This is a genomic window from Pantoea phyllosphaerae (assembly GCF_051025595.1).
Lineage (GTDB): Bacteria > Pseudomonadota > Gammaproteobacteria > Enterobacterales > Enterobacteriaceae > Pantoea.
The window spans coordinates 197,344-223,481 of record NZ_JBPFDE010000004.1 but is presented as its reverse complement, the minus strand read 5'-3'; the positions used below and the strand labels follow the sequence as shown (position 1 = coordinate 223,481).

The window sequence follows — 26,138 nt, the reverse complement described above, 5'->3', positions numbered from 1 at the left end:
GCGAGGCTGATTAGAACTCGCGACGACGCGGCGCTGCAGCAGCGCCTTCTTCGCGACGCGGACCGCGACCGCCTTCACGGTTGAAGCTGCGTCCGCCTTCACGACGCTCGGAAGAGAAACGACGTCCGCCTTCGCGACCACCTTCACGGTTGCCGCCGCCACGACGCTCGCCGCCGAAATCACGGCCGCCGCCGCGGCGTTCGCCGCGCGCTTCGCTCTGCTGCTGCGCATCGCCCAGCAGCTGCATATTCATCGGTTTATTGAGAATACGCGTGCGGGTGAAGTGCTGCAGGATATCGCCCGGCATGCCTTTCGGCAGCTCGATAGTTGAGTGGGTGCCGAACAGCTTGATGTTGCCGATGTAGCGGCTGCTGATGTCGCCTTCGTTGGCGATAGCGCCGACGATGTGACGCACTTCAACGCCGTCATCACGGCCCACTTCAATGCGGTAGAGTTCCATTTCGCCAACGTCGCGACGTTCGCGACGCGGACGATCGCCGCCTTCACGGTTGTCACGCGGGCTGCGACGGTCATCACGACGGTCGTCACGATCGCGGAACTCACGACGCTGCGGACGCGGCGCGTCCGGCTGGACGATCAGCGGGCGTTCGCCCTGCGCCATTTTCAGCAGCGCGGCGGCCAGCGTTTCCATATCCAGCTCGTCCTGCGGAGAGAGTTTCTCCAGCAGCGCACGATACTGGTCCAGATCGCTGCTTTCCAGCTGCTGCTGTACGCGTGCGGCGAATTTCTCCAGACGACGGGTGCTCAGCAGTTCGGCATTCGGCAGTTCCACTTCTGGAATGGTCAGCTTCATGGTGCGCTCAATGTTGCGCAGCAGACGACGCTCGCGGTTCTCGACGAACAGCAGTGCGCGACCCGCACGACCGGCACGGCCGGTACGACCGATACGGTGAACGTAAGACTCAGCGTCCAGCGGAATATCGTAGTTAACGACCAGGCTGATGCGTTCCACATCGAGACCACGCGCCGCAACGTCGGTAGCGATCAGGATATCGAGGCGACCATCTTTCAGGCGCTCCAGGGTCTGCTCACGCAGTGCCTGGTTCATATCGCCGTTCAGCGCGGCGCTGTTGTAGCCGTTGCGCTCCAGCGCTTCAGCCACTTCCAGCGTCGCGTTTTTGGTACGCACAAAGATAATAGCGGCATCAAAATCTTCCGCTTCCAGGAAACGCACCAGCGCGTCGGTTTTACGACCGTACGCCGTCCAGTAAGACTGGCTGATGTCCGGGCGCGTGGTAACGCTAGACTGGATGCGCACTTCCTGCGGATCTTTCATGAAACGTTTGGTGATGCGGCGGATCGCTTCCGGCATGGTCGCTGAGAACAGCGCGGTCTGATGACCTTCCGGGATCTGCGCCATGATGGTTTCAACGTCTTCGATGAAGCCCATACGTAGCATTTCATCAGCTTCGTCCAGCACCAGGCCACGCAGGTTAGAGAGATCCAGCGTGCCGCGTTTCAGGTGGTCGAGCAGACGACCCGGGGTGCCGACTACGATTTGCGGGCCCTGACGCAGCGCGCGCAGCTGCACGTCATAACGCTGGCCGCCGTAAAGGGCCACAACGTTGACACCACGCATATGTTTAGAGAATTCGGTCATCGCTTCGGCAACCTGAACCGCCAGCTCGCGGGTCGGCGCCAGCACCAGGATCTGCGGTGCGCGAAGAGAAGGATCAATGTTGTTTAACAGCGGCAGCGAGAACGCTGCGGTTTTACCACTGCCGGTCTGCGCCATGCCCAGTACGTCACGGCCCGCCAGCAGGTGAGGAATACACTCAGCCTGGATCGGAGAAGGCTTAACATAGCCCATGCCGTTCAGTGATTCGAGGATGTCGGCGTTCAGGCCCAGGTCAGCAAAAGTGGTTTGGATATCAGTCATGTAGTACACGTGCCTCTTAGATTGCGGCGGCCAGTCTACATAACTCGTCGTGAAAATTTTCAGTCATTTTCATCAAAAAGTGTGAACCGGCTCAAATTAGAAGTTTTGACGAACAGAAAAGCCCTCATCCTGAAGATGATGACTTTACAGGTAGTTCAGGCAATAAAAGTTCGTCAGCTATTGCTGGTCAGATTCTGATAAATCGTCTTGTGTCTGGCCGAGTTGCGCCAGTTCCAACAATGCGTATCGGTGTTCAACAAAGTTATTGACGTTGTTGGCCACCGCCAGTTTGAACAGCGCTTTCGCGTTGTCCTTCTCCCCCAGACTTAGGTAGTGCTTACCTAAATAGAAGTTGGTTTCACTGAGATGTTCAGCGAGCGAGGTGTTATCCGTTGCGTCTGCCTTGAGACGTTCCATCAGCGTGCTTTCACTGATGTCGCCAAGGTAGAATTCGACAATGTTCCATCCCCATTGATCGCGGGCCGCTTTGTCGTAACGCTGCTGCAGCGCAACTTTCGCCTTATCAGCATCCATCTCACGTTCGTCGAGATAGAGCCACAGGCTGCGGAAAGGATCGTTGGGATCGTCTTGATAAAACGCCAGCAGATCATCTTGCGCTAACTTGTATCGACCGCCGTAATAGAGGGCGATACCACGGTTTAAATGCGCATAATTGTAAGTTGGATCAAGCTCAAGTACAGAATCAAACGCTTCATAGGCAGCATCAAAATTGCCTGCCTGCGTTAAATATATGCCGAGATAGTTAAACACTTCCGGCATATCTGGTCTTATAGACAGCGCTTGCGAGAAATCGTTCCGCGCGAGTGCTCTCAGACCGAGACTATCATACAACACTCCGCGCTCATATAATAGCTGTGCGCGTTCATCATCGGTAAGGGCGCGACTGGCAAGAATTTGTTCCATTCGCGCCAGAATCACTTCCTGCTGCAGTGTGGGCTGTAGAGGTACTGCAAGAACTTCGTTCTTACGCCAATTGGAGTTGCTGCATCCTGCCAGCGTGATAGCTGTCGCAACAAAACACCAGCGCAAAAAAGGCTTCATTTCCCACTCCCGAATACAAACATTAGGACAACGCTCCTGTTATCCGCCTGCTGTGCACAAGGATTCCCGCCCTCGCGATGACACAAACGCCTCTCCCATCCGCAATGGGATAAGGAGAGGCAAACAGGGAATTACTCTGCGTCTGGCGCGCTGGTCACGGCAGCTTCTTCGCCCTGAGGCTTAGACTCTGTCGCTTCTTTGATGCTCAGACGGACGCGGCCCTGACGGTCCACTTCCAGTACCTTAACCGGCACTTCCTGGCCCATCTGCAGATAGTCGGTCACTTTCTCTACGCGCTTGTCCGCAATCTGAGAAATGTGTACCAGACCTTCCTTGCCGCCGCCGATGGCGACGAAGGCGCCAAAGTCGACGATACGGGTCACTTTACCGCTGTAAACACGGCCCACTTCGATCTCGGCGGTAATTTCTTCGATGCGACGAATCGCCTCTTTCGCCTTCAGACCGTCGGTCGCCGCGATTTTCACGGTGCCGTCGTCTTCGATTTCGATGGTGGTGCCGGTTTCTTCGGTCAGCGCACGGATCACGGAACCGCCTTTACCAATCACATCTTTGATCTTGTCTGAATTGATCTTGATGGTGTAAATGCGCGGCGCGAACTCAGAGATCTCTTTGCGCGGCGTGCTGATTGCCTGCTCCATCACGCCCAGGATGTGCAGACGCGCACCTTTGGCCTGATTCAGCGCAACCTGCATGATTTCGCGGGTGATGCCTTCGATTTTGATGTCCATCTGCAGCGCGGTGATACCTTCACGGCTACCGGCTACTTTGAAGTCCATATCGCCGAGGTGATCTTCGTCGCCGAGGATGTCAGACAGCACCACGAACTTCTCATCTTCTTTCACCAGGCCCATCGCGATGCCTGCAACGGCCGCTTTGATCGGCACGCCAGCATCCATCAGCGCCAGAGATGCACCGCACACGGAAGCCATAGAAGAGGAGCCGTTAGATTCGGTGATTTCAGAAACAACGCGTACGGTGTACGGGAACTCTTCCTGCTTCGGCATTACAGCCAGCACGCCGCGCTTCGCCAGACGACCGTGACCAATCTCACGACGCTTCGGCGAGCCGACCATACCGGTTTCGCCTACCGAGTACGGAGGGAAGTTGTAGTGGAACAGGAAGCTGTCGGTGCGTTCGCCCATCAGCTCGTCCAGGTTCTGCGCGTCGCGCGCGGTACCCAGCGTCGCGGCGACCAGCGCCTGCGTTTCGCCACGGGTGAACAGCGCCGAGCCGTGCGTGCGCGGTAGTACGCCGGTGCGCACGTCCAGGCCACGGATCATATCTTTTTCACGGCCGTCAATACGCGGTTCGCCGTTCAGGATACGGGTACGCACCACGTTCTTTTCCAGGCTGTGAACGATGTCGCCGATTTCAGCATCATCCAGCGTTTCGTCTTCAGCCAGCAGCGCAGCGATGGTTTCGTCTTTGATGACGCCAACCTGGGTGTAACGCTCTTGCTTGTCAGTAATGCGGTAAGCGTCGCTGATGCGCGCTTCAGCCAGGGCGGCAACGCGTGCGATCAGCGCGTCGTTAGCCGGCTCAGGCTGCCAGTCCCAGCGCGGTTTACCCGCTTCGGCGACCAGAGAATTGATGTTTTCGATAACGGTCTGCTGCTGCTCGTGGCCAAACACCACTGCACCCAGCATCTGATCTTCGGTCAGGATATCCGCTTCGGACTCAACCATCAGTACCGCGTTCTGCGTACCGGCAACCACCAGATCCAGACGAGACTGTTTGATTTCGTCAGCGGTCGGGTTCAGCACATACTGGTCGTTGATGTAGCCGACGCGCGCGGCACCGATCGGGCCGTTGAACGGCAGGCCTGACAGCGCCAGTGCGGCAGAGGCGCCGATCATCGCGACGATATCCGGGTTGACCTGCGGGTTTACGGAAACCACGGTGGCGATAACCTGAACTTCGTTAACGAAGCCTTCCGGAAACAGCGGACGAATCGGGCGGTCAATCAGACGCGCAATCAGGGTTTCGCCTTCGCTTGGACGGCCTTCGCGACGGAAGAAGCTGCCCGGGATACGGCCAGCCGCGTAGGTACGCTCCTGGTAGTTCACGGTCAGCGGGAAGAAGTCCTGACCGGGTTTGGCTTTTTTCTGGCCAACAACGGTAACAAATACAGCGGTGTCGTCCATGCTGGCCATAACGGCTGCGGTGGCCTGGCGCGCCATCATGCCGGTTTCCAGCGTGACGGTATGCTGACCATATTGGAATTGACGTACGATCGGGTTCAGCAAAATGAATTCCTTAACTTCGGGGCAGCGCCTTTCTGGCGTGCCATGGATTACCGATCTTCAGTTGCATCCTCGCGACTAATGACAACCCTTAACCGAATCTGCGGTAAAGCCTCTCATTAGCCGCGCGAACCTCTGCAAACGAAGATCACTCACTGCAACAATACATGAGTTTGGTCCGGATTGCTGCGCATTGCTCGAAAAAAGGGGCCATAAAGGCCCCCTTTTCGTGAAACTCGCACGAATCTGATCGCAAGACGCGTTTTTTCGCAAACTCTCTGCGCTACATCCTTGATCAGATTCTTCAGACTTAGCGACGCAGACCCAGGCTTTCGATCAGGCTGGTGTAGCGTGCAACGTCTTTACGCTTCAGGTAGTCCAGCAGCTTACGACGCTGAGATACCATGCGCAGCAGACCGCGACGGCTGTGGTGGTCTTTCTTGTGCTCAGAGAAGTGACCCTGCAGGTGGCTAATCTGGGCAGTCAGCAGTGCAACCTGAACTTCAGTTGAGCCGCTGTCGTTAGCGCCACGACCGTATTTAGCAACGATCTCTGCTTTAGCTTCTACGCTTAGAGACATAATAAACTCCAGTAATAAATGAATGTATGGGCGCCGATCTCTAATTCAGCTACCCGCTTTAAAGCCGCGCTATTCTACTCTTCGCCCGAGAGCAACGCAAATACGACGTTGCGTAACGTTACGCCGGATACTCCACCACCAGGCGACGCGGCGCGACGCGTCCGTCAGCCGCGATTTCCGCCATGCCGATAAATTTATGCGCATCGCCTTCGGTAACGCGCACCAGCCCCTGCTGCGGCGCATCCGCTGCCTGAACCGGCATGCCCTGTTTAAAATAAGCGGCGACGGCGGAAGGCAGATTAACGATGGGAAATGCGTCCGCCGGGCTATCCATCGGCAGTAAAAGCGCGTCGAGCGGCGCGTAATCAGGTATTTCCGCCGCGTTTACCGTCGCCGCGACGGCCTGCAGCTGCTCCAGCGTCATCATCTTTTCGATCGGATAGCGCGCCACCTGCAAACGACGCAGCATAATGACATGCGCGCCGCAGCCGAGCTTCTCGCCCAGATCGTCGATAATGGTGCGGATATAGGTGCCTTTGGAGACGTGAATTTCCAGCTCCAGCTCATCGCCTTCCCAGCGAATAAACTGCAGCTCAAAGACGGTAATCGGACGCGCTTTGCGCGGCACGGTCACCCCTTCACGCGCGTACTCATACAGCTTTCGGCCTTGATACTTCAGCGCCGAAAACATGGTCGGCACCTGCATCGTCTCGCCGCGAAAGCTCTCCAGCGCCGCGTCGAGTTGATCCTGGCTAAAGGAGACCGTGCGCGTTTCGACGATATTGCCGTCGGCGTCGGACGTATCGGTGCGCTCGCCGAGGCGCGCAATGACGCGATAACGCTTATCCGAGTCGAGCAGATACTGGGAGAACTTGGTCGCTTCGCCGAGACAAATCGGCAGCATGCCGGTCGCCAGCGGATCGAGCGCGCCGGTGTGGCCCGCCTTGTTAGCGTTAAACAGACGTTTAACTTTTTGCAGCACATCGTTGGACGACGCGCCCTGCTGCTTGTCGAGCAGGAACACACCGTGGACGTCGCGACCGCGACGACGAGGACGACTCATCAGTCCTCCTTGTCATCTTCCGCCGGGTTTTCACCGCGGCGCTCGACGTCGTTTTTGATGACGTTCGACACCAGGTTCGACATGCGCATACCTTCAATCAGCGAATTGTCGTAGAAGAAGGTCAGTTCCGGCACGATACGCAGACGCATCGCTTTGCCGAGCAGAATACGGATATAGCCAGAGGCTTCTTTCAGCGCCTTCAGGCCATTTTTAACGGCCTCTTCGTCTTTGTCGTTAAGGAAGGTGACAAACACTTTGGCATACGCGAGGTCGCGCGACACTTCCACGCCGGATACCGTCACCATCATGCCAAGACGCGGATCTTTAATCTCGCGCTGCAGAATGATGGCAATCTCTTTTTGCAGCTCCTGCGACACGCGCTGCGGACGGCCAAATTCTTTCGCCATAATCATCTCTCCAAAATAATTCGGGAGGCCAGCGGCCTCCCAAATTGCAACACATCGCGTAATGCTTATTCGATGGTGCGCTTAACTTCGATCACTTCGAACACTTCGATCATATCGCCAACGCGAACGTCGTTGTAGTTCTTCACGCCGATACCACACTCCATGCCGTTACGCACTTCGTTGACGTCATCCTTGAAGCGACGCAGAGATTCCAGCTCGCCTTCATAGATAACCACGTTATCGCGCAGCACGCGGATCGGGTTGTGACGCTTGATGTTGCCTTCGGTAACCATACAGCCGGCAATCGCGCCGAATTTCGGTGACTTGAACACATCGCGCACTTCAGCCAGACCGATAATCTGCTGTTTGAACTCCGGCGCCAGCATGCCGCTCATCGCCGCTTTTACTTCGTCGATCAGATTATAGATGACGGAGTAGTAACGCAGGTCGACGTTTTCAGCATCGATGACGCGACGCGCAGAGGCATCGGCACGCACGTTGAAGCCGAGAATGATGGCGTTGGACGCCGCAGCCAGCGTGGCGTCGGTTTCGGTAATACCACCCACGCCCGAACCGATGATCTTCACCTTCACTTCGTCGGTGGAGAGTTTCAGCAGCGAGTCGGAGATCGCTTCCACAGAGCCCTGGACGTCGGACTTCAGCACGATGTTCAGCTCGGAAACTTCGCCTTCGGTCATGTTGGCGAACATGTTCTCCAGCTTCGCCTTCTGCTGACGCGCCAGTTTGACTTCGCGGAACTTGCCCTGACGGTAGAGCGCAACTTCACGCGCTTTCTTCTCGTCACGCACCACGGTCGCTTCGTCGCCCGCTGCCGGCACGCCGGAGAGACCGAGAATTTCCACCGGAATAGACGGACCCGCTTCCATGACTTCGCGGCCCAGCTCGTCGCGCATCGCACGCACACGGCCATATTCGAAGCCGCACAGCACGATGTCGCCTTTGTTCAGGGTACCTTCGCGCACCAGTACGGTAGCAACCGGACCACGGCCTTTATCCAGGAAGGATTCGATTACCACGCCGCTTGCCATGCCTTCGCGAATCGCGGTCAGCTCCAGCACTTCCGCCTGCAGCAGAATCGCATTCAGCAGGTCGTCGATACCGGTACCGGCTTTCGCAGAGACGTTGACGAACATGTTTTCGCCGCCCCACTCTTCCGGAATGATGCCGTACTGCGTCAGTTCGTTCTTGACGCGATCCGGATCGGCTTCCGGCTTATCGATTTTGTTGACGGCAACCACAACCGGCACACCCGCCGCTTTCGCGTGCTGGATTGCTTCGATGGTCTGCGGCATCACGCCGTCGTCAGCCGCCACCACGAGGATAACGATATCCGTCGCCTGCGCACCACGCGCACGCATCGCGGTAAACGCGGCGTGGCCCGGGGTGTCGAGGAAGGTGATCATGCCGTTGTCGGTTTCGACATGGTAAGCACCGATGTGCTGAGTAATGCCGCCCGCTTCGCCCGAGGCGACTTTGGTCGAACGGATGTAGTCCAGCAGCGAGGTTTTACCGTGGTCGACGTGGCCCATGATGGTCACAACCGGCGCGCGAGATTCCTGCGCGGCATCGGTATCGCGATCGCTCATTACCGCTTCTTCCAGCTCGTTCTCGCGGCGCAGGATCACTTTGTGACCCATCTCTTCCGCCACCAGCTGAGCCGTTTCCTGGTCGATGACCTGGTTGATGGTCGCCATGGCACCCATCTTCATCATCGCTTTAATGACCTGCGAACCTTTCACCGCCATTTTATTAGCCAGCTCGGCTACGGTGATAGTTTCGCCAATAATGACGTCGCGGTTAACAACCTGAGCCGGTTTGTTGAAGCCCTGCTGCAGTGCGCTTGGCTTGCGGTGTTTACCGCCTTTGCCGCCACGAATCTGCGCGCGCGCTTCTTCGCGATCGGTTTTGGCTTCAGAATGCTTGTTGCCTTTCTTCGCCGGACGCGTCGCTTTAGCTGTGGTGCGCGCGCGTGCGCGACCCGCTTCTACCTGACGGTCGTTCTCGTCTTCCGCCTGACGGGCATGAGTCGAGGTAGTGACGTGATAGTCGCCTTTATCCTCTTCTTCAGGTTTTTCCCACTCAGCTGATTTTTCTTCAGCCAGGCGGCGCGCTTCTTCAGCGACGCGGCGCGCGTCTTCTTCGAGCTTACGGCGCGCTTCTTCTTCCGCTTTACGCTTCAGTTCAGCCGCTTCGGCTTCGCGACGGGCTTTGTCGGACTGCGCAGCCTTGGTCATATCGTCGGTTTGATGATTCGTCACTTTTTCTTTTTCCGCTGCTTCACGCTTCGCCTTTTCAGCGGCTTCGCGCTTGGCTTTCTCTTCGGCTTCACGTTGCGCTTTTTCTTCAGCTTCGCGACGGGCTTTTTCTTCAGCCTCGCGTTGCGCCTTTTCTTCCGCTTCACGCTGAGCCTGGGCTTCTGCTTCTGCCTGTTCAGCTTCCGCATCACCTTTCACGTAGGTGCGCTTTTTGCGGACTTCGATTTGCACCGATTTACTTTTACCCCCGGTGCCTGGGATATTCAAGGTACTGCGCGTCTTACGCTGCAATGTTAACTTGCCAGAGCCGGTCTGACCATGCTCGCGATTGAGGTGAGACAATAAAGTTTCTTTCTCTTGCTGCGTGACCGCGTCGTTCTCCGACTTGCGGATCCCTGCGTCAGCAAATTGCTGAACCAGGCGATCGACCGGGGTCTGAATCTCTGCGGCCAGCGATTTTACGGTTACATCTGTCATGCTGTTCCTTCCTGTTATTACGCGTCATCGCCGAACCAGCAGATATTTCGCGCGGCCATAATCAGCGCGCCGGCTTGCTCATCATTCAGCCCTTCAATATCCGTCAGGTCGTCGACACCTTGCTCGGCGAGATCTTCCAGCGTGCAAACGCCTTTCGCCGCCAGGCGGTACGCCAGCGTACGATCCAGGCCGTCGAGATTCAGAAGATCCTCAGCGGGCTCCTGATTACCACGGCTCTCTTCTTTCGCCAGCGCCAGGGTGGTTAACGCATTTTTGGCTCGTTCGCGCAGGGCTTCTACGGTCTCTTCGTCCAGACCATCAACGTCCAGCAGCTCGTTGATCGGCACGTATGCCAGCTCTTCCAGCGAAGAGAAGCCCTCTTCCACCAGTACGGTGGCGAACTCTTCGTCGATGTCGAGATGTTTAGTAAACATATCAATAGCAGCATGCGCTTCGGCCTGGTGTTTCGCCTGCAGATCATCGACGGTCATCACGTTCAGCTCCCAGCCACTCAGCTGGGAAGCCAGACGCACGTTTTGGCCGTTACGGCCGATCGCCTGAGCCAGATTGCCGGCTTCAACAGCGATATCCATGGTGTGGTTATCTTCATCAACCACGATTGACGCCACGTCGGCCGGAGCCATGGCGTTAATAACAAACTGCGCCGGGTTGTCGTCCCACAGCACGATATCGATACGCTCGCCGCCCAGTTCGCTGGATACAGCCTGGACGCGCGCGCCGCGCATGCCGACGCAGGCGCCGACCGGGTCGATGCGTTTATCGTTGGTTTTCACCGCAATCTTAGCGCGTGAACCCGGATCGCGAGCTGCCGCTTTAATTTCAAGCACTTCTTCGCCGATTTCCGGCACCTCGATGCGGAACAGTTCGATCAGCATCTCTGGCTTAGAACGGGTCACGAACAGCTGCGCGCCGCGCGCTTCCGGACGGACGGCATAAAGCACGCCGCGAATACGGTCGCCCGGACGGAAGTTCTCACGCGGCAGCATATCTTCACGCAAAATCACCGCTTCGGCGTTGCTGCCGAGATCCAGGGTGATGTTGTCGCGATTCACTTTCTTCACTACGCCGGTGATGATCTCGCCTTCATGCTGGCGGAACTGATCGACCACCATCGCGCGCTCAGCTTCGCGCACTTTCTGCACGATAACCTGCTTCGCCGTCTGGGTGGTGATGCGGTCAAAGGTGACCGATTCGATCTGATCTTCAACGTAATCGCCCAGATTGAACGCTTCATCCTCGAAGCGGGCTGCCTCCAGCGTGATCTCGCGCGTCGGCTGCGTTACTTCTTCTACCACTTCCCAACGGCGGAAGGTGTCGAAGTCGCCGCTTTTGCGATCGATGCTGACGCGAACGTCAATCTCTTGCTCGTATTTCTTCTTGGTTGCAGTTGCCAGCGCGCTCTCCAGCGCTTCGAAGATTTTCTCACGCGGCAGGGCTTTTTCGTTAGAAACGGCTTCTACAACAGCTAAGATCTCTTTGTTCATCCTGGTTAGCCTCAATCCGGACTTTTAAAAGTGGGGGACCAGGTTCGCTTTCTGAATATTACTCAGCGCGAACACCTCGTCTTTACCCTCAACGGTCACCGTCACCATCTCGCCGTCGACCGACTTGATGATGCCCTGCCATTTACGACGGTTTTGTACCGCCATACGCAGGACCAGACTGACTTCTTCGCCTGTATACCGCACGTAGTGTTCTGCAGTAAACATCGGGCGATCCAGTCCCGGTGAGGAGACTTCAAGGTTGTAAGCCACGGTGATGGGATCTTCCACATCCAGCACCGCGCTTACCTGGTGGCTGACATCCGCGCAATCATCGACATTGATGCCATCTTCACTATCAATATAGATGCGCAGGGTTGATGTGCGACCACGAACGAATTCGATACCGACCAGTTCGTAGCCGAGCGCTTCTACCGGAGCCGATACCAACTCTGTCAATTTTTGCTCTAATGTGGACAAGCCCACCCCCAAGACATAAAAAAAGGGCTTAATAGCCCAGTGTTGCGATTTCCTGATAACAAAAAACCCCGAAAATTCGGGGCTTTTTGTGACTGGACCCTGTACGCCGCTAAGCGGCTCGGCACCGTCCAGAAGAATTTTTTTCAAAACTCGCTGCGATGCGTCCGTCGATGCACACAGTATATTTGAAAAAGAACTCTAAGGGAAAGTGGTTGCGGGGGCCGGATTTGAACCGACGACCTTCGGGTTATGAGCCCGACGAGCTACCAGGCTGCTCCACCCCGCGTCCGAAAACGTGACGAATGTTACGCTGATCTTGCGATATTTGCAAGTAAAACCAGATTTGGTACCGAGGACGGGACTTGAACCCGTAAGCCCAATCGGGCACTACCACCTCAAGGTAGCGTGTCTACCAATTCCACCACCTCGGCACTGTTCAGACCGCGACTTGAATCTGTCGCGTCGCAAGCATGACGAACTTATTTCGGGATATCGTTACCCGGCGTTGCCGGTTGTGCAGGCTGGGTCGTTGACTGCGCCGGCGCTGACAGATTTTCCCACTCGCTTCCTTTTGAAGTCTTATTGGTGTTCAGGTTACCCAGAACAAGGCTGATGATGAAGAACAGCGCCGCGAGAATGCCGGTCATGCGAGTCATGAAGTTACCTGAACCCGTAGAACCAAACAGCGTTGCGGATGCGCCTGCACCGAATGAGGCTCCCATATCAGCGCCTTTACCTTGCTGCAGCATAATCAAACCCACGAGGGCGATGGCCACAATAAGGAAGATAACTAAAAGAGCTTCGTACATAATCAACCTGTTTCCTTGCGCGATTACCGCACAGTTAAGCTTCAGCCAGTATAGATGGGCCGTGTCGTCATCACCCATCAGAAGCGGGTGTGAATACTAACCAAAGGCGCCCCCCTCTGCAAGGGTAATTTTCTTCGCTGCGATCGACTGCGGAAAAAAGCGCCATCCTGATGATTTTAACGGCGGATCGGCGTAAAACCGTCCGCCGTTTGCGCCTTAAACTGCTTTAACCTGCTCGGCGATACGATGCGCCAGCTCGGTGACCTGCGCTTCGTTTTCCCCTTCGACCATCACGCGAATCAACGGCTCGGTGCCCGATTTACGCAGCAGCACGCGTCCGCGTCCCGCCAGCGTCTTTTCCACCTCCGCCGTCACGCTTTTTACCGCCTCGTCTTCCAGCGGATCGCCGGTGCCGCTGAAGCGCACGTTGACCAGCACCTGCGGCAGCATCTTCATGCCGCTGCACAGGTCATGCAGACTCATATGGTTGCGCACCATTGCAGTGAGCACTTGCAAACTTGCTACAATGCCGTCGCCGGTGGTGGTTTTATCCAGCAGAATAACGTGGCCAGAGTTCTCCGCACCGAGACGCCAGTGTTTTTCCTGCATCTTTTCCAGCACGTAGCGGTCGCCCACTTTGGCGCGGGCGAAAGGAATGCCAAGCTGCTTCAGCGCCAGCTCAAGGCCCATGTTGCTCATCAGGGTGCCGACCACGCCACCGCGCAGCTGCCCCTGACGCAGCCCTTCGCGCGCAATGATGTAGAGGATCTGGTCGCCATCGACCTTCTCGCCCAGATGGTCAACCATCATGATGCGGTCACCGTCGCCGTCGTAAGCCAGGCCGATATCTGCCTTCTCCGCCAGCACGCGCTGCTGCAGCATGCTCAGATCGGTTGCGCCGCACGCTTTGTTGATATTCATGCCGTCAGGCTGAGTAGCGATGGCGACAACGGTAGCGCCCAGCTCGCGCAGCACGTTCGGCGCAATGTGGTAGGTGGCGCCGTTGGCGCAGTCGACCACGATTTTCAGGCCGTTAAGGCTGAGCTCGCTCGGAAAGGTGCCCTTGCAGAACTCAATATAGCGGCCGGCAGCATCTACGATGCGGCTGGCGCGCCCCAGCTCGGCGGACTCAACGCAGGTTAGCGGCTTCTCCATTTCCAGCTCAATCGCCTCTTCTACCTCGTCCGGCAGCTTGGTGCCTTCGGCGGAGAAGAATTTAATGCCGTTGTCGTCAAACGGGTTGTGCGACGCGGAGATGACGATGCCCGCTTCGGCGCGGAAGGTGCGCGTCAGATAGGCGATGGCGGGCGTCGGCATCGGGCCGGTAAAGGCGGCGGACAAGCCCGCTGCAGCCAGGCCCGCTTCCAGCGCCGACTCCAGCATGTAGCCAGAGATACGCGTATCTTTACCAATCAGCACTTTTCGTGAGCCGTGGCGCGCCAGCACCTTGCCCGCTGCCCAGCCCAGCTTCAGTACAAAGTCAGGGGTAATCGGCGCTTCGCCAACCTTGCCGCGAATGCCGTCCGTACCAAAATATTTACGATTACTCATGCCTTAATTATCCTTTTGCTCTCCGTGTCGCCTCGACAACGCGCATCGCTTCGACCGTCTCTTTAACGTCATGTACGCGAACGATCTGCGCGCCCTGCATCGCAGCGATCGTTGCGCAGGTCAGGCTGCCCGTCAGTCGCTGCGAAGGCCCGACGTTCAACAGCTGACCAATCATAGATTTACGCGACATGCCCACCAGCAGCGGCAGCCCGAAATGGTGAAAATGGCCAAGGTGGGCCAGCAGCTCATAGTTGTGGTTGAGATTCTTACCGAAACCGAAGCCCGGGTCGAGCAGCAGATATTCTTTTTTGATGCCCGCAGCCACGCAGCGCGCGATTTGGTCCACGAAGTAAGCATCCACTTCACTTACCACATCGCGATACTCCGGCGCCTGCTGCATCGTGCGCGGCTCGCCCTGCATATGCATCAGGCAAACCGGCAAATTAGCCGCCGCTGCCGCTTCCAGCGCGCCGGGTTCCGAGAGCGAGCGAATATCGTTGATGATGTGAGCGCCCGCTCGCGCCGCTTCGCGGATGACCTCGGCTTTTGAGGTATCAACCGAAATCCACACCTCGAAACGCTGTGCGATCGCCTCTACTACTGGAATAACGCGCGCCAGCTCCTCCTCAACGCTTACCTCATCCGCTCCCGGACGGGTCGATTCGCCGCCGACATCGATAATAGTCGCGCCCGCGTTAACCATTTCATTGGTATGCGTCAGCGCCTCGACCAGCGTGTGATGTTTTCCACCATCGGAGAAGGAGTCCGGCGTGACATTCAAAATTCCCATCACATGGGGAAACGACAAATCGAGATGGGTATCACGAGCGTACAACTTCATGGGGAAAATCTCCTCTGATGACCTGATTACGGATGTAAAAAACCCCGGACCAGCCGGGGTTTTTGCAAGGGTGAAACCCTGTTATTTGTCGAACTGCTCTGACATGGTGTTGCCAGGATTCGGCGTGCGCGGTTCATCGACCGGACGCGGCGCCTTCGGCGTGCCGTTGCTGTCGGAGTTGCTGCCCGGATCTTCCCAGCCTGCTGGCGGACGCACTTCGCGGCGCGCCATCAGGTCGTCGATCTGCGGCGCATCAATGGTTTCATACTTCATCAGCGCGTCTTTCATCGCGTGAAGGATGTCCATGTTCTCGCTCAGAATACGGCGCGCGCGCTGATAGTTGCTGTCGATCAGGTGTTTAACTTCCTGGTCGATAATGCGCGCGGTTTCGTCAGACATATGTTTCGCTTTCGCCACGGAACGGCCAAGGAACACCTCGCCCTCTTCTTCCGCATAGAGCAACGGACCCAGCTTTTCAGAGAAGCCCCACTGCGTCACCATGTTGCGCGCCAGGTTGGTGGCCACTTTGATGTCGTTAGAGGCGCCGGTGGAAACGTGTTCCGCACCGTAGATAATCTCTTCAGCCAGGCGGCCGCCGTACAGGGTAGAGATCTGGCTTTCCAGCTTCTGACGGCTGGCGCTAATGGCGTCGCCTTCAGGCAGGAAGAAGGTCACGCCGAGCGCACGTCCGCGCGGAATAATCGTGACCTTATGCACCGGATCGTGCTCCGGGACCAGGCGGCCGATAATCGCGTGGCCCGCTTCGTGATACGCGGTAGATTCTTTCTGCGCTTCCGTCATCACCATGGAGCGGCGTTCCGCACCCATCATGATTTTGTCTTTCGCTTTCTCGAACTCCACCATCGATACCACGCGCTTGTTGCCGCGTGCGGCAAAGAGCGCCGCTTCGTTCACCAGGTTGGCGAGATCCGCACCGGAGAAGCCCGGCGTACCGCGCGCGATAATACCTGCGTCGATATCGGTCGCCAGCGGCACACGGCGCATATGCACTTTCAGAATCTGTTCGCGGCCGCGCACGTCTGGCAGCCCCACGACAACCTGACGGTCAAAGCGGCCTGGACGCAGCAGCGCCGGGTCAAGAACGTCAGGACGGTTCGTCGCGGCAATAACGATAATGCCTTCGTTGCCTTCAAAACCATCCATCTCAACCAGCATCTGGTTCAGGGTCTGTTCACGTTCATCGTGACCGCCGCCTAAACCTGCGCCGCGCTGACGACCGACGGCGTCGATCTCATCGATAAAGATGATGCAAGGAGCGGCTTTCTTGGCCTGTTCGAACATGTCGCGCACGCGAGATGCGCCGACGCCCACGAACATTTCCACGAAGTCAGAACCCGAAATGGTGAAGAACGGCACTTTCGCTTCACCCGCGATCGCTTTTGCCAGCAGGGTTTTACCGGTACCCGGCGGGCCCACCATCAGCACGCCTTTGGGAATTTTACCGCCCAGCTTCTGGAAGCGGCTCGGTTCGCGCAGATACTCGACCAGTTCGCCTACTTCCTCTTTCGCTTCGTCACAGCCTGCCACGTCAGCGAAAGTGGTTTTGATCTGATCTTCCGTCAGCATACGGGCTTTACTCTTGCCAAAGGACATTGCGCCTTTGCCACCGCCGCCCTGCATTTGACGCATAAAGAAGATCCACACGCCAATCAGCAGCAGCATTGGGAACCAGGAGATGAAGATCGAAGCCAGCAGGCTCGGTTCTTCCGGCGGTTCGCCGACTACTTTGACGTTTTTGGTCAACAGGTTATCGAGTAACTTGGGATCGTTGACAGGAATGTAGGTCGTGTATTTATTACTGTCTTTCTTGATTACGTTAATCTCACGCCCGTTAATACGTGCCTCGCGGACCTGATCCTGGTTCACTTCCGACAGGAAGGTTGAATAATCAACCCTACGGCCATTCGACTCGCTGGGCCCAAAGCTCTGGAATACTGACATCAGCACGACCGCGATGACTAACCAGAGAATCAGGTTTTTCGCCATGTCACTCAAGGGATTAACCTCATATTACAACGGTGTTAACAGACAGCGTAGGGTACTATATATCCTTCATACATGGAATCGCGGCTGGTGGGCTGCAACTTCATCAATTGGGCTATAGTTTGCGCCCTGTCGCCACAATGTACACTTCGCGCGAACGAGATCGCGAAGCGTCCGGCTTACGAATTTTCACTTTCGTAAACAGGGAGCGAATTTCCCGCAGGTATTCATCGAAGCCATCTCCCTGAAACACTTTCACTACAAAACTGCCGCCCGGTGCCAGGATATCCCGACACATTTCGAGCGCCAGTTCAACCAAATACATCGACCGGGGAATATCGACTGCCGGCGTCCCGCTCATGTTGGGCGCCATATCCGACATGACCACCTGCACTTTTTGATCGCCGACGCGATCGAGCAGCGCTTTGATCACCGATTCTTCACGAAAATCGCCCTGAAGGAAATCGACGCCGACGATAGGATCCATCGGCAGAATATCGCAGGCGATAACACGTCCCGAAGAGCCAATCTGCTGGACAACATACTGCGACCAGCCGCCGGGTGCCGCCCCCAGATCTACCACGGTCATACCGGGTTTGAAAAGCTTGTCACCCTGTTGTATTTCATCAAGTTTAAACCAGGCGCGCGAACGCAACCCCTTTTTCTGTGCCTGAAGCACATATTTATCGCTAAAGTGTTCCTGTAACCAGCGGCTGGAGCTGGCCGAACGCTTTTTACCCGTCATAATTTTCTCAACTAAATCGTCATCGCAGCGAGAAACCTGCACGCAATGGGTTGCGTTGATTTGGTGATAACCCCGAGATGGCGGTAGAATGAACCGTTTTCAATCCCTGAGTAAGCAAAAAATACGATGAATCTAAGTACCAAACAAAAACAGCACCTGAAAGGCCTCGCCCATCCACTGAAACCGGTGGTCATGATCGGTGGCAACGGCCTGACCGAAGGCGTGCTGGCCGAAATCGAATCCGCGCTGGAACATCACGAACTGATCAAGGTGAAAATCGCCTCGGAAGACCGTGAAACCAAACAGCTGATCGTTGAGGCTATCGTGCGTGAGACCAACGCCGGCAACGTGCAGGTGATCGGCAAAACGCTGGTGCTGTATCGCCCTTCTAAAGAGAGCAAGATTTCTCTGCCGCGCTAACGGCGTCGCCGGGCAACCGGCCAGAGAAAGTGCCATGCTCCCGCATGGGTTAAAAGGCCGCATCGCGGCCTTTTCCATTCTTTACATAATGCTTCGACGCTTTTCAAAGCGTAGCTCTCTCTTAAAGGTATTCCACTTTAAGAATTTCATACTCAACATCGCCGCCCGGGGTTTTGATGATGGTCACATCGTCCACCTCTTTGCCTACCAGACCGCGCGCCATCGGCGAGTTGACCGAAATCAGATTTTGCTTAAAGTCCGCTTCGTCGTCGCCCACGATGCGATAGGTCGACTCTTCGTCGGTATCGGTGTTGAGCACGGTAACGGTCGCGCCAAAGATCACGCGGCCATTGTTCGGCATGGTGGTGACGTCAATAACCTGTGCGTTGGAAAGCTTGGCTTCGATCTCCTGAATACGGCCTTCGCAAAACCCCTGCTCTTCGCGCGCGGCGTGATACTCCGCGTTCTCTTTCAGATCGCCGTGCTCACGTGCTTCAGCGATTGAGGCGATGATGCGCGGGCGTTTAACGGTTTTCAGCTCATTCAGCTCTTCGCGCAGCTTTTCGGCGCCCCTTAACGTCATCGGAATCTGATTCATTTAAGCTCCTCGCTCTCTTTCCTGTTTTAACGGCGTCATCCTGACCAGTGTCCACAGAAAAACCGGTTCTGCAGGGCCTGACCCTCGTTTTGCAAATAAAAGAATCCTGACCCGGAAAAGGTTCCAGGCCAGAACAGGATTTTGCATTTTGATACGTATTTTAACCCAGAGTTCCCTGCGGGTCATCGTTTACTTTCCACCGTAACGGGACGTAGTATTGACGGCTTCACCTGCCAGTTACCGCGAGATTATGCGATTTTCACGACTTGTTACCGGACTAACCTGTGCGTTTATGCTGCAGGCACAAGCAGCGCCCGTAGATGAATACATGCAGTATTTGCCGGATGGCGCCAATCTGGCGCTGATGGTGCAGAAAATAGGCGCCAGCACCCCCATAATCGATTATCACGGCAAACAGATGGCGCTGCCCGCCAGCACCATGAAGGTGATTACCGCGCTGGCGGCGCTGCTGGAGCTGGGCGGCGACTACCGCTTCCAGACCACGCTGGAAACCAAAGGCGCCATCAGCGACGGCACGCTAAACGGCGATCTGGTCGCGCGCTTTGCCGGCGATCCGACGCTGAGCCGTCAGGATCTGCGCAATATGGTCGCTATGCTCAAAAAGCAGGGCATCACCCATATCAAAGGCAACCTGGTGATCGACACCTCGGTATTCGCCAGCCATGACATGGCGCCAGGCTGGCCGTGGAACGATCTGACGCAGTGCTTTAGCGCGCCGCCGGGCGCGGCGATCGTCGATAAAAACTGCTTCTCCGTTTCGCTCTACAGCGCCAGTACGCCAGGCGAAACCGCCTTCGTGCGTATCGCCTCTTACTATCCTGCCCATATGTTCAGCCAGGTACGCACCCTCGGCCGCAACAGCGGAGAAGCGCAGTATTGCGAGCTGGACGTGGTGCCGGGCGAGCTCAACCGCTATACGCTGACCGGCTGCATGCGCCAGCGCGCTGAGCCGCTGCCGCTGGCGTTCGCCGTACAGGATGACGCCGCCTGGGCTGGCGAAATCCTGAAGCAAGAGCTGCGTCAGGCCGATATCGACTACAGCGGGCACCTGGTACGCCAGACGCAGGTCACGTCACCGGGCACGGTGCTGGCGTCAACCCAGTCCGCGCCGCTGCATTCGCTGTTGCGTACTATGCTGAAAAAGTCGGACAACATGATTGCCGACACGGTGTTCCGCACTATCGGCCATCACTATTTCAACGTGCCGGGCACCTTCCGCGCCGGATCGGACGCTATCCGCCGCATCCTGCGCGAGAAAGCCAACATTGATTTAGGCAACAGTATTCAGGTGGATGGATCGGGGCTGTCGCGCCACGATCTCATCGCGCCGGACACCATGATGCAGGTGCTACAGTACATTGCGAAAAACGATGCGACGCTCGATTACATCTCTATGCTGCCGCTGGCGGGCCACGACGGCACGCTGCAATATCGCGGCGGTCTGCACGAAGCGGGCGTAGATGGCAAAGTGTCGGCGAAAACCGGCTCGCTGCAGGGCGTCTATAATCTGGCTGGCTTTATTACCACCGCCAGCGGCGCGCGCGTCGCCTTTGTACAGTACCTGTCGGGCTATGCGGTGCCGCCACAGGATCAGCGCACGCGACGCATTCCGCTGGTGCGTTTCGAGAGCCGTCTCTATCGGGATATTTATCAGAACAACTAACGCATGAAAATATTGATCGTTGAGGACGATGTACTGCTGCAGGGCGGCCTGAGCCAGGCGCTGGGCAGCCAGGGTTACGCCGTTGACTGCGCCGGGAGCGCCGCCGAGGCGGACGGGCTGCTGCACAGCGCGCAGTACAGCCTGATTGTGCTGGATCTCGGCCTGCCGGATCGCGACGGCGGCGATCTGCTGCGACAGTGGCGGCGAGCGGGCGTCGATCTGCCGGTGCTGATCCTGACCGCGCGCGACGCGCTCAGCGATCGCGTCGAGGGGCTCGACGCCGGTGCCGACGACTACTTGATCAAGCCGCTGGCGCTGGCGGAGCTGCAGGCGCGCGTGCGTGCCCTGATCCGCCGCTATCAGGGCCACAGCGACAACCTGCTGCGCCAGGGCGATCTTACGCTGAACCTCTCTTCGCAGCAGGTGCTGCTGGAGAACCAGCCGCTCGACGTCACGCCCAAAGAGTTCGCGCTGCTGACGCGCCTGCTGATGCGCATCGGACAGAATGTGCATCGGGAAACGCTGCAGCAGGATCTCTACAGCTGGCAGGATGATACCGGCTCTAACACGCTGGAGGTGCATATCCATAATCTGCGCCGCAAGCTGGGCAAAGACCGCATTAAAACCGTGCGCGGCGTCGGCTATCGACTGGAGAACCGCGAATGAACAGCATGCGTCAGCGCCTGCTGATTATGCTGGCGCTGATTCTGCTTACCTGTCAGATCATGAGCGCCTTCTGGCTGTGGCACGAAAGCCGCGAGCAGATCAGCTTTCTCGTCAACGAAACCCTCTCCGCCAAGGCGCGCAACGATCGCGTCGAAAATGAGATCCGCGAAGCGATCGCCTCGCTGCTGCTGCCTTCTGTCGTCATGGTCGGCCTGACGCTGGTGCTCTCGTTCTGGGCGATTAGCTGGATCGTGCGTCCGCTGCGCGCGCTGCAGACCAGCCTGGCGCAGCGCTCCGCCGACAATCTGACCCCGCTCGCCATTCAGTCCGATATGGAAGAGGTGGTGGCGGTAACCGGCGCGATTAACCAGCTGCTGGCGCGCCTCGATCACACGCTGCAGCAGGAGCGGCTGTTTACGGCGGACGCCGCGCATGAGCTGCGTACCCCGCTCGCCGGGCTGCGCCTGCATCTTGAGCTGCTGCAGCAGCAGGGCGTGCCGCACAGCGAAATGCTGGTGGCGCGCATCGATCAGCTGATGCATACCGTCGAGCAGCTGCTGATGCTGGCGCGCGCCAGCCAGGCGCTGGCCAGCGGGCATGCGCAGGCTATTCACTGGCAGGCGGACATTTTGCAGCCACTGCAGCCGGAGATGCGCGAGCTGGTTGAACAGCGTCAGCAGCAGCTTATCTGGCCAGGCAACGCGGTGGCGGAAAGCCAGGGCGAACCGGTGCTGCTGCGTCTGCTGCTGCGCAATCTGCTGGAGAATGCCTCGCGCTATAGCCCAACGGAGAGCCAGATTGAAATCAGGCTCGAAGAGCGCGACAGCCAGATCGTGCTCAGCGTGATCGATGAGGGGCCGGGCATCGATCCCGACGCGGCGGAAGAGCTGACCAAAGCGTTTCGCCGTCGCGATCAGCGCTACGGCGGCAGTGGCTTAGGATTGAATATCGTGCTGCGCATTCTGCAGATGCACTATGGCGAGCTGAAGCTGATCAATCGCAGCGACCGCAGCGGGCTGATCGCCCGCTGCGTGCTGCCGTTACGGCTTAACTGATTAGAACCGCGTATTCAGGCTGACGTACCAGGTACGGCCTGATTCGTTATAGGTATTCGCGCCCGCGCCGTACAGATACGAGTTGGTGTTGGCGTTGCCGGTGGTCTGGGCATTGCCCTGGCGGTAGTGGCGCTTATCGAACAGGTTATCAATACCGAGCGTTACGCTGGCGTATTTATTGACGTCATAGGTGCCGCTCAGGCCGACTACCGAGTAAGGACTTACCTCGTCGGTGGCGCTGCCGGTGACCGCATTGCCTTTGTAGTCATACTTCTTCGGCACCTGCTTGCCGTACCAGGTGAGGGTGGTTTGCAGCGACAAATCCTGCGTCGCCTGCCAGCTCAGCGTGGAGTTGAGCGTATAGTCGGGAATAATCGACAGGCGATCGCCGGTCTCTTTATTCTTGCTCTGCAACATATAAGTGAAGTTGTTATTCCATGCGATGCTGTCGGTCACGGGGATATTCACCGTGCCCTCCAGCCCTTCCACCACCGCTTTCGGCACATTCTCCCACTTATAGATGTCGGTGGTGCCGTTCGAGGCTTTGCCGGACGGCCCATAGCCTGCTTCGATCTTGTTGCGATAGTCGTTGCGGAACCAGGTCAGACCCGCCTGATAGCCTTCATGCTTCCACTCCAGGCCAATCTCTTTATTAATGCTGTTTTCCGCTTTCAGGTCTCTGTTGCCCTGCAAATAGCAGGCGCCGGTGCTGGCGGCGCAGCCCTGTCCGTTGCTGTAGAGCAGATAGTTGGGGTTGGTCTGATAAAGGCTCGGCGCTTTATAGGCGCGGCCGATGCCCATCTTCAGCGTGAAATCGTCCCCTAAGCCCTGGGAAAGGTTAAGCGACGGGCTCCAGTTATCGCCGACGATCGAGTGGTGATCGAAGCGCAGGCTCGGCGTCAGCATGGTGCTGTCGGTCAGCTCCATATTGTCTTCGGCAAACAGCGAGAAGATTTCCGCCTGCGAGTACGGGCTGCGGCCAGAGCTGGAGATGCCTGGCACCGCCCCGTTCGAAGCCGCCTGGGTGGTCGATGAGGGATCTTTCATCCGCTGCTGGTTCCACTCGGTGCCGAGGGTGGCGGTCTGATTCACCAGCAGGTCGAACGGCACGCTGATCTCGCTGTGCAGCAGCACATCGTCCAGCTCGATGGTGTTGAAGCCGCTGTTGGAGAAGATGCCTTCGGTGCCGCCCGCCAGCCCTTCGTTGATGCGCGAGTTGCGGGTATTTTCATAGCGTGCATAGCTGTTGGTGCTGATGCCGTTATCCCAGGCGCCGGTCCACTTCACGGCAAAGTTCTGCCGATAGAGGCGGTTGGTCTCTTTGCCGTACAGGCTTTTCACCAGCGCGCTGGTGTTGGTGTTCTGGGTGTCGCCTGAATAGAGGTTACCCTGGCGGCTGTAGCCCGCCTGAAACTCCAGCGCCTGCATCGGCGCGAACGCCCAGCGCAGCAGCGCGTTAATATCTTTATTGACCACCCCTTCGCGCCCGCCCGGATAGCTGCCAGCGTAGGTGCCGGTGCGATCCGCCGCGTGTCCTTCGTTGATGTCGTAGGCGTCCGCCTGGGTTTTCGCCAGATTGCCGTAGAGTCGGAAGCTGACGTCGTCGCCCAGCGGCCCTTCCAGGCTGAAATTGGTGCGGCGCGTCGCGCCCTCGTCCTTATGCTCCGGCACGTTGTAGTAGGCGTTCCAGGAGCCGTGCCACTGCTTGTCGTCATACTTTTTGGTAATGATATTCACCACGCCGCCCGCCGCGCCGTTGCCATAGCGCACCGCTGCCGGGCCGCGAATCACCTCAATACGCTCGATCATCTCCGGCGGCACCCAGTTAGTATCGCCGCGCGTGTCGCGTTCGCCGCGCCAGCCGAGACGCACTGAGTTGCGGCTGGAGACCGGCATGCCGTCCACCAGAATCAGCGTATTTTCCGGCCCCATGCCGCGAATATCGATCTGGCGATTGTTGCCGCGCTGGCCGCTGGTGGAGTTGCCGGTCAGATTGACGCCCGGCATGGTGCGGATAATCTCCGATACGTCGCGCGCAGGCGGACGCTTTTTAATCTCGTCGGCGGTGATGGTGGAGACGCCCGGCGCCTGCAGGTTCTGCTGCGCCGCGCTGACCACCAGGGTATCGCCGACCTCGGCAGTTGAAGCGGTGCGGGCATCGGCAGCCTGTGCGCTGGTCGCGGCCAGGCCGAGTTCAATGAGAATGGCTAATGACAAACGGGATAATGTAGGCATTTTTTATATTCCTGGATTGCCTGCGGAAACCTCACCGTCTCCTGCGGGCGCGCCGGTAAAAGGGTCTTTCCTTGCGAGCAAGCATTCCAGCCGCGCCCAGGCTCTCCCTGGCGGAACATCCGTCTGACAACACAGGCTGATGAGGCTGGCGGAACGCGCGCGCTCCTTGATGTCGGAGCGGGAAACACCCTATTGCAAATGCAAATAATTATCAATAGTATTCTTCATAACATCTGCGCACCTTCAGGTGCGCCTGGCCCAGTAAATAAGCGCTCTATGACGTGGTTAACCAACGAAACCGGCAGTGAATCCTGGTGGCGAACATTACAGCAGCAGGGGCTTCCCTTAATCGAACCCGCCGAGCGCGGCGAATGCGGCGTCACCTTTTTCTGGCGCGATCCGCAGGGAAGTGAAGCCACCTCCTCTATCCGTCGCGTCTGGATCAATATCACCGGCGTCACCGATCATCACCAGCGTGCCGCGCCCCGCTCGCTCAGCCGCCTCCCCGGCACCGACGTCTGGTTCTGGCGCACCCAGTTGCCTGCCAGCTGGCGCGGCAGCTACTGCCTGATGCCCGACAGCGATCCCGCCGACTTTGCAGGCGAGCCAGATATGGCGACGCTGCGCGCCTGGTGGCGCGAAAAATTCCCTACCGCCCAGGCGGATACGCTGAACCCGCAGCGCGGCTGGGCGGGCGGGCGCGGCATGCACGTCTCGCCGCTGCATCTGCCGGACGCGCCCGATCAGCGCGTCTGGCAGGCGGTCGACAGCGGTCGCGCGCCCGCGCTGCCGCTTCAGCACCATATCTGGCAGAGCGCGCGCCTCGGCAATCGCCGTTCGGTGTGGATCTACGCCACCGGCGAGGCGCAGCCGACCGAACGTCCGCTGGCGCTGCTGCTGGACGGCCAGTTCTGGGCAAACAGCATGCCGGTTGCCTGGCCGCTGCAGCAGCTCACCGACGCCGGCGAACTGCCGCCGGCGGTCTACGTCATGATCGACATCATCGACCGCGAGCACCGCAGCCGCGAACTGCCCTGCAATCCCGACTTCTGGCTGGCCCTGCAGGAGGAGCTGCTGCCGCAGCTGCAGGGCTGGGCGCCGCATCGCGTCAGCGCCGCCGAGACGCTGGTGAGCGGACAGAGCTTCGGCGGGCTGTCGTCCGTCTACGCCGCGCTTAACTGGCCGCACTGCTTCGGCGGCGCCATCAGCCTCTCCGGTTCGTTCTGGTGGCCGGAGCGCGGCCAGCCCAACGGCAGGCTGATCCAGCAGCTGCAGCAGGGCGACTACCGTCTCGCGCCGTCGCGCATCTATCTGGAAGCGGGACGCCGCGAACAGCTGATATTCAAAGCAAACCAGCAGCTTCAACAGGACCTGTCCGCCGCTGGGCATCAGGTCGTTTTTCATCCGGTCGACGGGGGCCACGACGCGCTGTGCTGGCGCGGCGGGCTGCTCAATGGACTGAAAGCAATGTGGCAACATCTTCTTTAAATCGCCTGGCTAGCCCGACTGTTGCGGGCAG

At 57.9% G+C, this 26,138-nt stretch carries 22 protein-coding genes and 2 tRNA genes; 5 read left to right on the top strand and 19 right to left on the bottom strand.

Going from position 1 to position 26,138, the window contains the following annotated elements:
- Positions 1 to 10 precede the first annotated feature (10 nt).
- The 17 genes from ACR6A7_RS08075 to rlmE all read right to left on the bottom strand — a co-directional run bounded on the left by ACR6A7_RS08075 (position 11) and on the right by rlmE (position 17,961).
- The gene (locus tag ACR6A7_RS08075) at positions 11 to 1,900 is read right to left on the bottom strand and encodes a DEAD/DEAH family ATP-dependent RNA helicase (protein WP_434124307.1); all 1,890 of its coding nucleotides are present in this window, start codon (positions 1,898 to 1,900) and stop codon (positions 11 to 13) included.
- A gap of 16 nt (positions 1,901 to 1,916) precedes the next feature.
- A complete protein-coding gene (gene yrbN, locus ACR6A7_RS08070) occupies positions 1,917 to 1,973 on the bottom strand; it encodes a protein YrbN (RefSeq protein ID WP_100229640.1) in 57 nt (18 codons plus the stop codon).
- Positions 1,974 to 2,077: 104 nt separating this feature from the next.
- Positions 2,078 to 2,962, bottom strand: a complete 885-nt coding sequence (gene nlpI / locus ACR6A7_RS08065; protein WP_033749316.1) for a lipoprotein NlpI — start codon at positions 2,960 to 2,962, stop codon at positions 2,078 to 2,080.
- A 131-nt stretch (positions 2,963 to 3,093) separates the two neighbouring features.
- Complete coding sequence (gene pnp, locus ACR6A7_RS08060) at positions 3,094 to 5,229, bottom strand: polyribonucleotide nucleotidyltransferase (protein ID WP_434124306.1); 2,136 nt, start codon at positions 5,227 to 5,229, stop codon at positions 3,094 to 3,096.
- A gap of 307 nt (positions 5,230 to 5,536) precedes the next feature.
- On the bottom strand, positions 5,537 to 5,806 hold the full coding sequence (gene rpsO, locus ACR6A7_RS08055) for a 30S ribosomal protein S15 (RefSeq protein WP_033749314.1): 270 nt from the start codon (positions 5,804 to 5,806) through the stop codon (positions 5,537 to 5,539).
- A 118-nt stretch (positions 5,807 to 5,924) separates the two neighbouring features.
- On the bottom strand, positions 5,925 to 6,869 hold the full coding sequence (gene truB, locus ACR6A7_RS08050) for a tRNA pseudouridine(55) synthase TruB (RefSeq protein WP_434124305.1): 945 nt from the start codon (positions 6,867 to 6,869) through the stop codon (positions 5,925 to 5,927).
- Positions 6,869 to 7,276: a 30S ribosome-binding factor RbfA gene (gene rbfA / locus ACR6A7_RS08045; RefSeq protein WP_033749639.1), complete on the bottom strand. Its 408-nt coding sequence runs from the start codon at positions 7,274 to 7,276 to the stop codon at positions 6,869 to 6,871. The genes truB and rbfA overlap by 1 nt, the downstream gene beginning before the upstream one ends.
- A 65-nt stretch (positions 7,277 to 7,341) precedes the next feature.
- A complete protein-coding gene (gene infB, locus ACR6A7_RS08040) occupies positions 7,342 to 10,029 on the bottom strand; it encodes a translation initiation factor IF-2 (protein ID WP_434124304.1) in 2,688 nt (895 codons plus the stop codon).
- 17 nt (positions 10,030 to 10,046) lie between these two features.
- On the bottom strand, positions 10,047 to 11,534 hold the full coding sequence (nusA, locus tag ACR6A7_RS08035; protein ID WP_434124303.1) for a transcription termination factor NusA: 1,488 nt from the start codon (positions 11,532 to 11,534) through the stop codon (positions 10,047 to 10,049).
- Between the two features lie 24 nt (positions 11,535 to 11,558).
- Positions 11,559 to 12,011, bottom strand: coding sequence for a ribosome maturation factor RimP (gene rimP, locus ACR6A7_RS08030; protein ID WP_033749310.1), 453 nt, complete (start codon positions 12,009 to 12,011; stop codon positions 11,559 to 11,561).
- 209 nt (positions 12,012 to 12,220) lie between these two features.
- Positions 12,221 to 12,297: transfer RNA gene (locus ACR6A7_RS08025), tRNA-Met, on the bottom strand.
- 58 nt (positions 12,298 to 12,355) lie between these two features.
- Positions 12,356 to 12,442, bottom strand: a tRNA-Leu gene (locus ACR6A7_RS08020).
- Positions 12,443 to 12,490: 48 nt separating this feature from the next.
- Positions 12,491 to 12,820 carry a preprotein translocase subunit SecG gene (gene secG / locus ACR6A7_RS08015; protein ID WP_033749638.1) on the bottom strand — a complete coding sequence of 110 codons (330 nt, stop codon included), beginning with the start codon at positions 12,818 to 12,820 and terminating at the stop codon, positions 12,491 to 12,493.
- Between the two features lie 216 nt (positions 12,821 to 13,036).
- A complete protein-coding gene (gene glmM, locus ACR6A7_RS08010; protein WP_434124302.1) occupies positions 13,037 to 14,371 on the bottom strand; it encodes a phosphoglucosamine mutase in 1,335 nt (444 codons plus the stop codon).
- Between the two features lie 7 nt (positions 14,372 to 14,378).
- Positions 14,379 to 15,212, bottom strand: a complete 834-nt coding sequence (gene folP / locus ACR6A7_RS08005) for a dihydropteroate synthase (RefSeq protein ID WP_434124301.1) — start codon at positions 15,210 to 15,212, stop codon at positions 14,379 to 14,381.
- 81 nt (positions 15,213 to 15,293) lie between these two features.
- Complete coding sequence (ftsH, locus tag ACR6A7_RS08000; RefSeq protein WP_033749306.1) at positions 15,294 to 17,219, bottom strand: ATP-dependent zinc metalloprotease FtsH; 1,926 nt, start codon at positions 17,217 to 17,219, stop codon at positions 15,294 to 15,296.
- Between the two features lie 112 nt (positions 17,220 to 17,331).
- Entirely contained in the window at positions 17,332 to 17,961 is a 630-nt protein-coding gene (gene rlmE / locus ACR6A7_RS07995) for a 23S rRNA (uridine(2552)-2'-O)-methyltransferase RlmE (protein ID WP_033749635.1), read from the bottom strand.
- A gap of 126 nt (positions 17,962 to 18,087) precedes the next feature.
- Between rlmE and yhbY the strand changes: the two genes are divergently transcribed.
- Positions 18,088 to 18,381, top strand: coding sequence for a ribosome assembly RNA-binding protein YhbY (yhbY, locus tag ACR6A7_RS07990; protein WP_434124300.1), 294 nt, complete (start codon positions 18,088 to 18,090; stop codon positions 18,379 to 18,381).
- Between the two features lie 121 nt (positions 18,382 to 18,502).
- Here the strand turns inward: yhbY and greA are convergent, their stop codons facing one another.
- Complete coding sequence (gene greA / locus ACR6A7_RS07985; RefSeq protein ID WP_103793785.1) at positions 18,503 to 18,979, bottom strand: transcription elongation factor GreA; 477 nt, start codon at positions 18,977 to 18,979, stop codon at positions 18,503 to 18,505.
- 250 nt (positions 18,980 to 19,229) lie between these two features.
- Here greA and dacB point away from each other — a divergent pair, with 250 nt between their 5' ends.
- Genes dacB through pmrB form a run of 3 tightly spaced genes read left to right on the top strand, consistent with a single transcriptional unit; the run spans position 19,230 to position 22,384 of the window.
- A complete protein-coding gene (gene dacB, locus ACR6A7_RS07980) occupies positions 19,230 to 20,663 on the top strand; it encodes a serine-type D-Ala-D-Ala carboxypeptidase (protein ID WP_434124299.1) in 1,434 nt (477 codons plus the stop codon).
- 3 nt (positions 20,664 to 20,666) lie between these two features.
- Entirely contained in the window at positions 20,667 to 21,329 is a 663-nt protein-coding gene (gene pmrA / locus ACR6A7_RS07975) for a two-component system response regulator PmrA (protein WP_434124298.1), read from the top strand.
- On the top strand, positions 21,326 to 22,384 hold the full coding sequence (pmrB, locus tag ACR6A7_RS07970) for a two-component system sensor histidine kinase PmrB (protein ID WP_434124296.1): 1,059 nt from the start codon (positions 21,326 to 21,328) through the stop codon (positions 22,382 to 22,384). The genes pmrA and pmrB overlap by 4 nt, the downstream gene beginning before the upstream one ends.
- Here the strand turns inward: pmrB and ACR6A7_RS07965 are convergent, their stop codons facing one another.
- Entirely contained in the window at positions 22,385 to 24,619 is a 2,235-nt protein-coding gene (locus tag ACR6A7_RS07965; RefSeq protein WP_434124295.1) for a TonB-dependent siderophore receptor, read from the bottom strand.
- Between the two features lie 276 nt (positions 24,620 to 24,895).
- Here ACR6A7_RS07965 and fes point away from each other — a divergent pair, with 276 nt between their 5' ends.
- On the top strand, positions 24,896 to 26,107 hold the full coding sequence (fes, locus tag ACR6A7_RS07960) for an enterochelin esterase (protein ID WP_434124294.1): 1,212 nt from the start codon (positions 24,896 to 24,898) through the stop codon (positions 26,105 to 26,107).
- The last annotated feature ends 31 nt before the right edge of the window (positions 26,108 to 26,138 follow it).

What these genes read in the sequence shown, in the direction of transcription:
- ACR6A7_RS08075 (WP_434124307.1), bottom strand. Translation starts at nt 1,900, where the DNA reads ATGACTGATATCCAAACCACTTTTGCTGACCTGGGCCTGAACGCCGAC.
- nlpI (WP_033749316.1), bottom strand. Translation starts at nt 2,962, where the DNA reads ATGAAGCCTTTTTTGCGCTGGTGTTTTGTTGCGACAGCTATCACGCTG.
- rpsO (WP_033749314.1), bottom strand. Translation starts at nt 5,806, where the DNA reads ATGTCTCTAAGCGTAGAAGCTAAAGCAGAGATCGTTGCTAAATACGGT.
- truB (WP_434124305.1), bottom strand. Translation starts at nt 6,869, where the DNA reads ATGAGTCGTCCTCGTCGTCGCGGTCGCGACGTCCACGGTGTGTTCCTG.
- rbfA (WP_033749639.1), bottom strand. Translation starts at nt 7,276, where the DNA reads ATGGCGAAAGAATTTGGCCGTCCGCAGCGCGTGTCGCAGGAGCTGCAA.
- infB (WP_434124304.1), bottom strand. Translation starts at nt 10,029, where the DNA reads ATGACAGATGTAACCGTAAAATCGCTGGCCGCAGAGATTCAGACCCCG.
- nusA (WP_434124303.1), bottom strand. Translation starts at nt 11,534, where the DNA reads ATGAACAAAGAGATCTTAGCTGTTGTAGAAGCCGTTTCTAACGAAAAA.
- secG (WP_033749638.1), bottom strand. Translation starts at nt 12,820, where the DNA reads ATGTACGAAGCTCTTTTAGTTATCTTCCTTATTGTGGCCATCGCCCTC.
- glmM (WP_434124302.1), bottom strand. Translation starts at nt 14,371, where the DNA reads ATGAGTAATCGTAAATATTTTGGTACGGACGGCATTCGCGGCAAGGTT.
- folP (WP_434124301.1), bottom strand. Translation starts at nt 15,212, where the DNA reads ATGAAGTTGTACGCTCGTGATACCCATCTCGATTTGTCGTTTCCCCAT.
- ftsH (WP_033749306.1), bottom strand. Translation starts at nt 17,219, where the DNA reads ATGGCGAAAAACCTGATTCTCTGGTTAGTCATCGCGGTCGTGCTGATG.
- rlmE (WP_033749635.1), bottom strand. Translation starts at nt 17,961, where the DNA reads ATGACGGGTAAAAAGCGTTCGGCCAGCTCCAGCCGCTGGTTACAGGAA.
- yhbY (WP_434124300.1), top strand. Translation starts at nt 18,088, where the DNA reads ATGAATCTAAGTACCAAACAAAAACAGCACCTGAAAGGCCTCGCCCAT.
- greA (WP_103793785.1), bottom strand. Translation starts at nt 18,979, where the DNA reads ATGAATCAGATTCCGATGACGTTAAGGGGCGCCGAAAAGCTGCGCGAA.
- dacB (WP_434124299.1), top strand. Translation starts at nt 19,230, where the DNA reads ATGCGATTTTCACGACTTGTTACCGGACTAACCTGTGCGTTTATGCTG.
- pmrA (WP_434124298.1), top strand. Translation starts at nt 20,667, where the DNA reads ATGAAAATATTGATCGTTGAGGACGATGTACTGCTGCAGGGCGGCCTG.
- pmrB (WP_434124296.1), top strand. Translation starts at nt 21,326, where the DNA reads ATGAACAGCATGCGTCAGCGCCTGCTGATTATGCTGGCGCTGATTCTG.
- ACR6A7_RS07965 (WP_434124295.1), bottom strand. Translation starts at nt 24,619, where the DNA reads ATGCCTACATTATCCCGTTTGTCATTAGCCATTCTCATTGAACTCGGC.
- fes (WP_434124294.1), top strand. Translation starts at nt 24,896, where the DNA reads ATGACGTGGTTAACCAACGAAACCGGCAGTGAATCCTGGTGGCGAACA.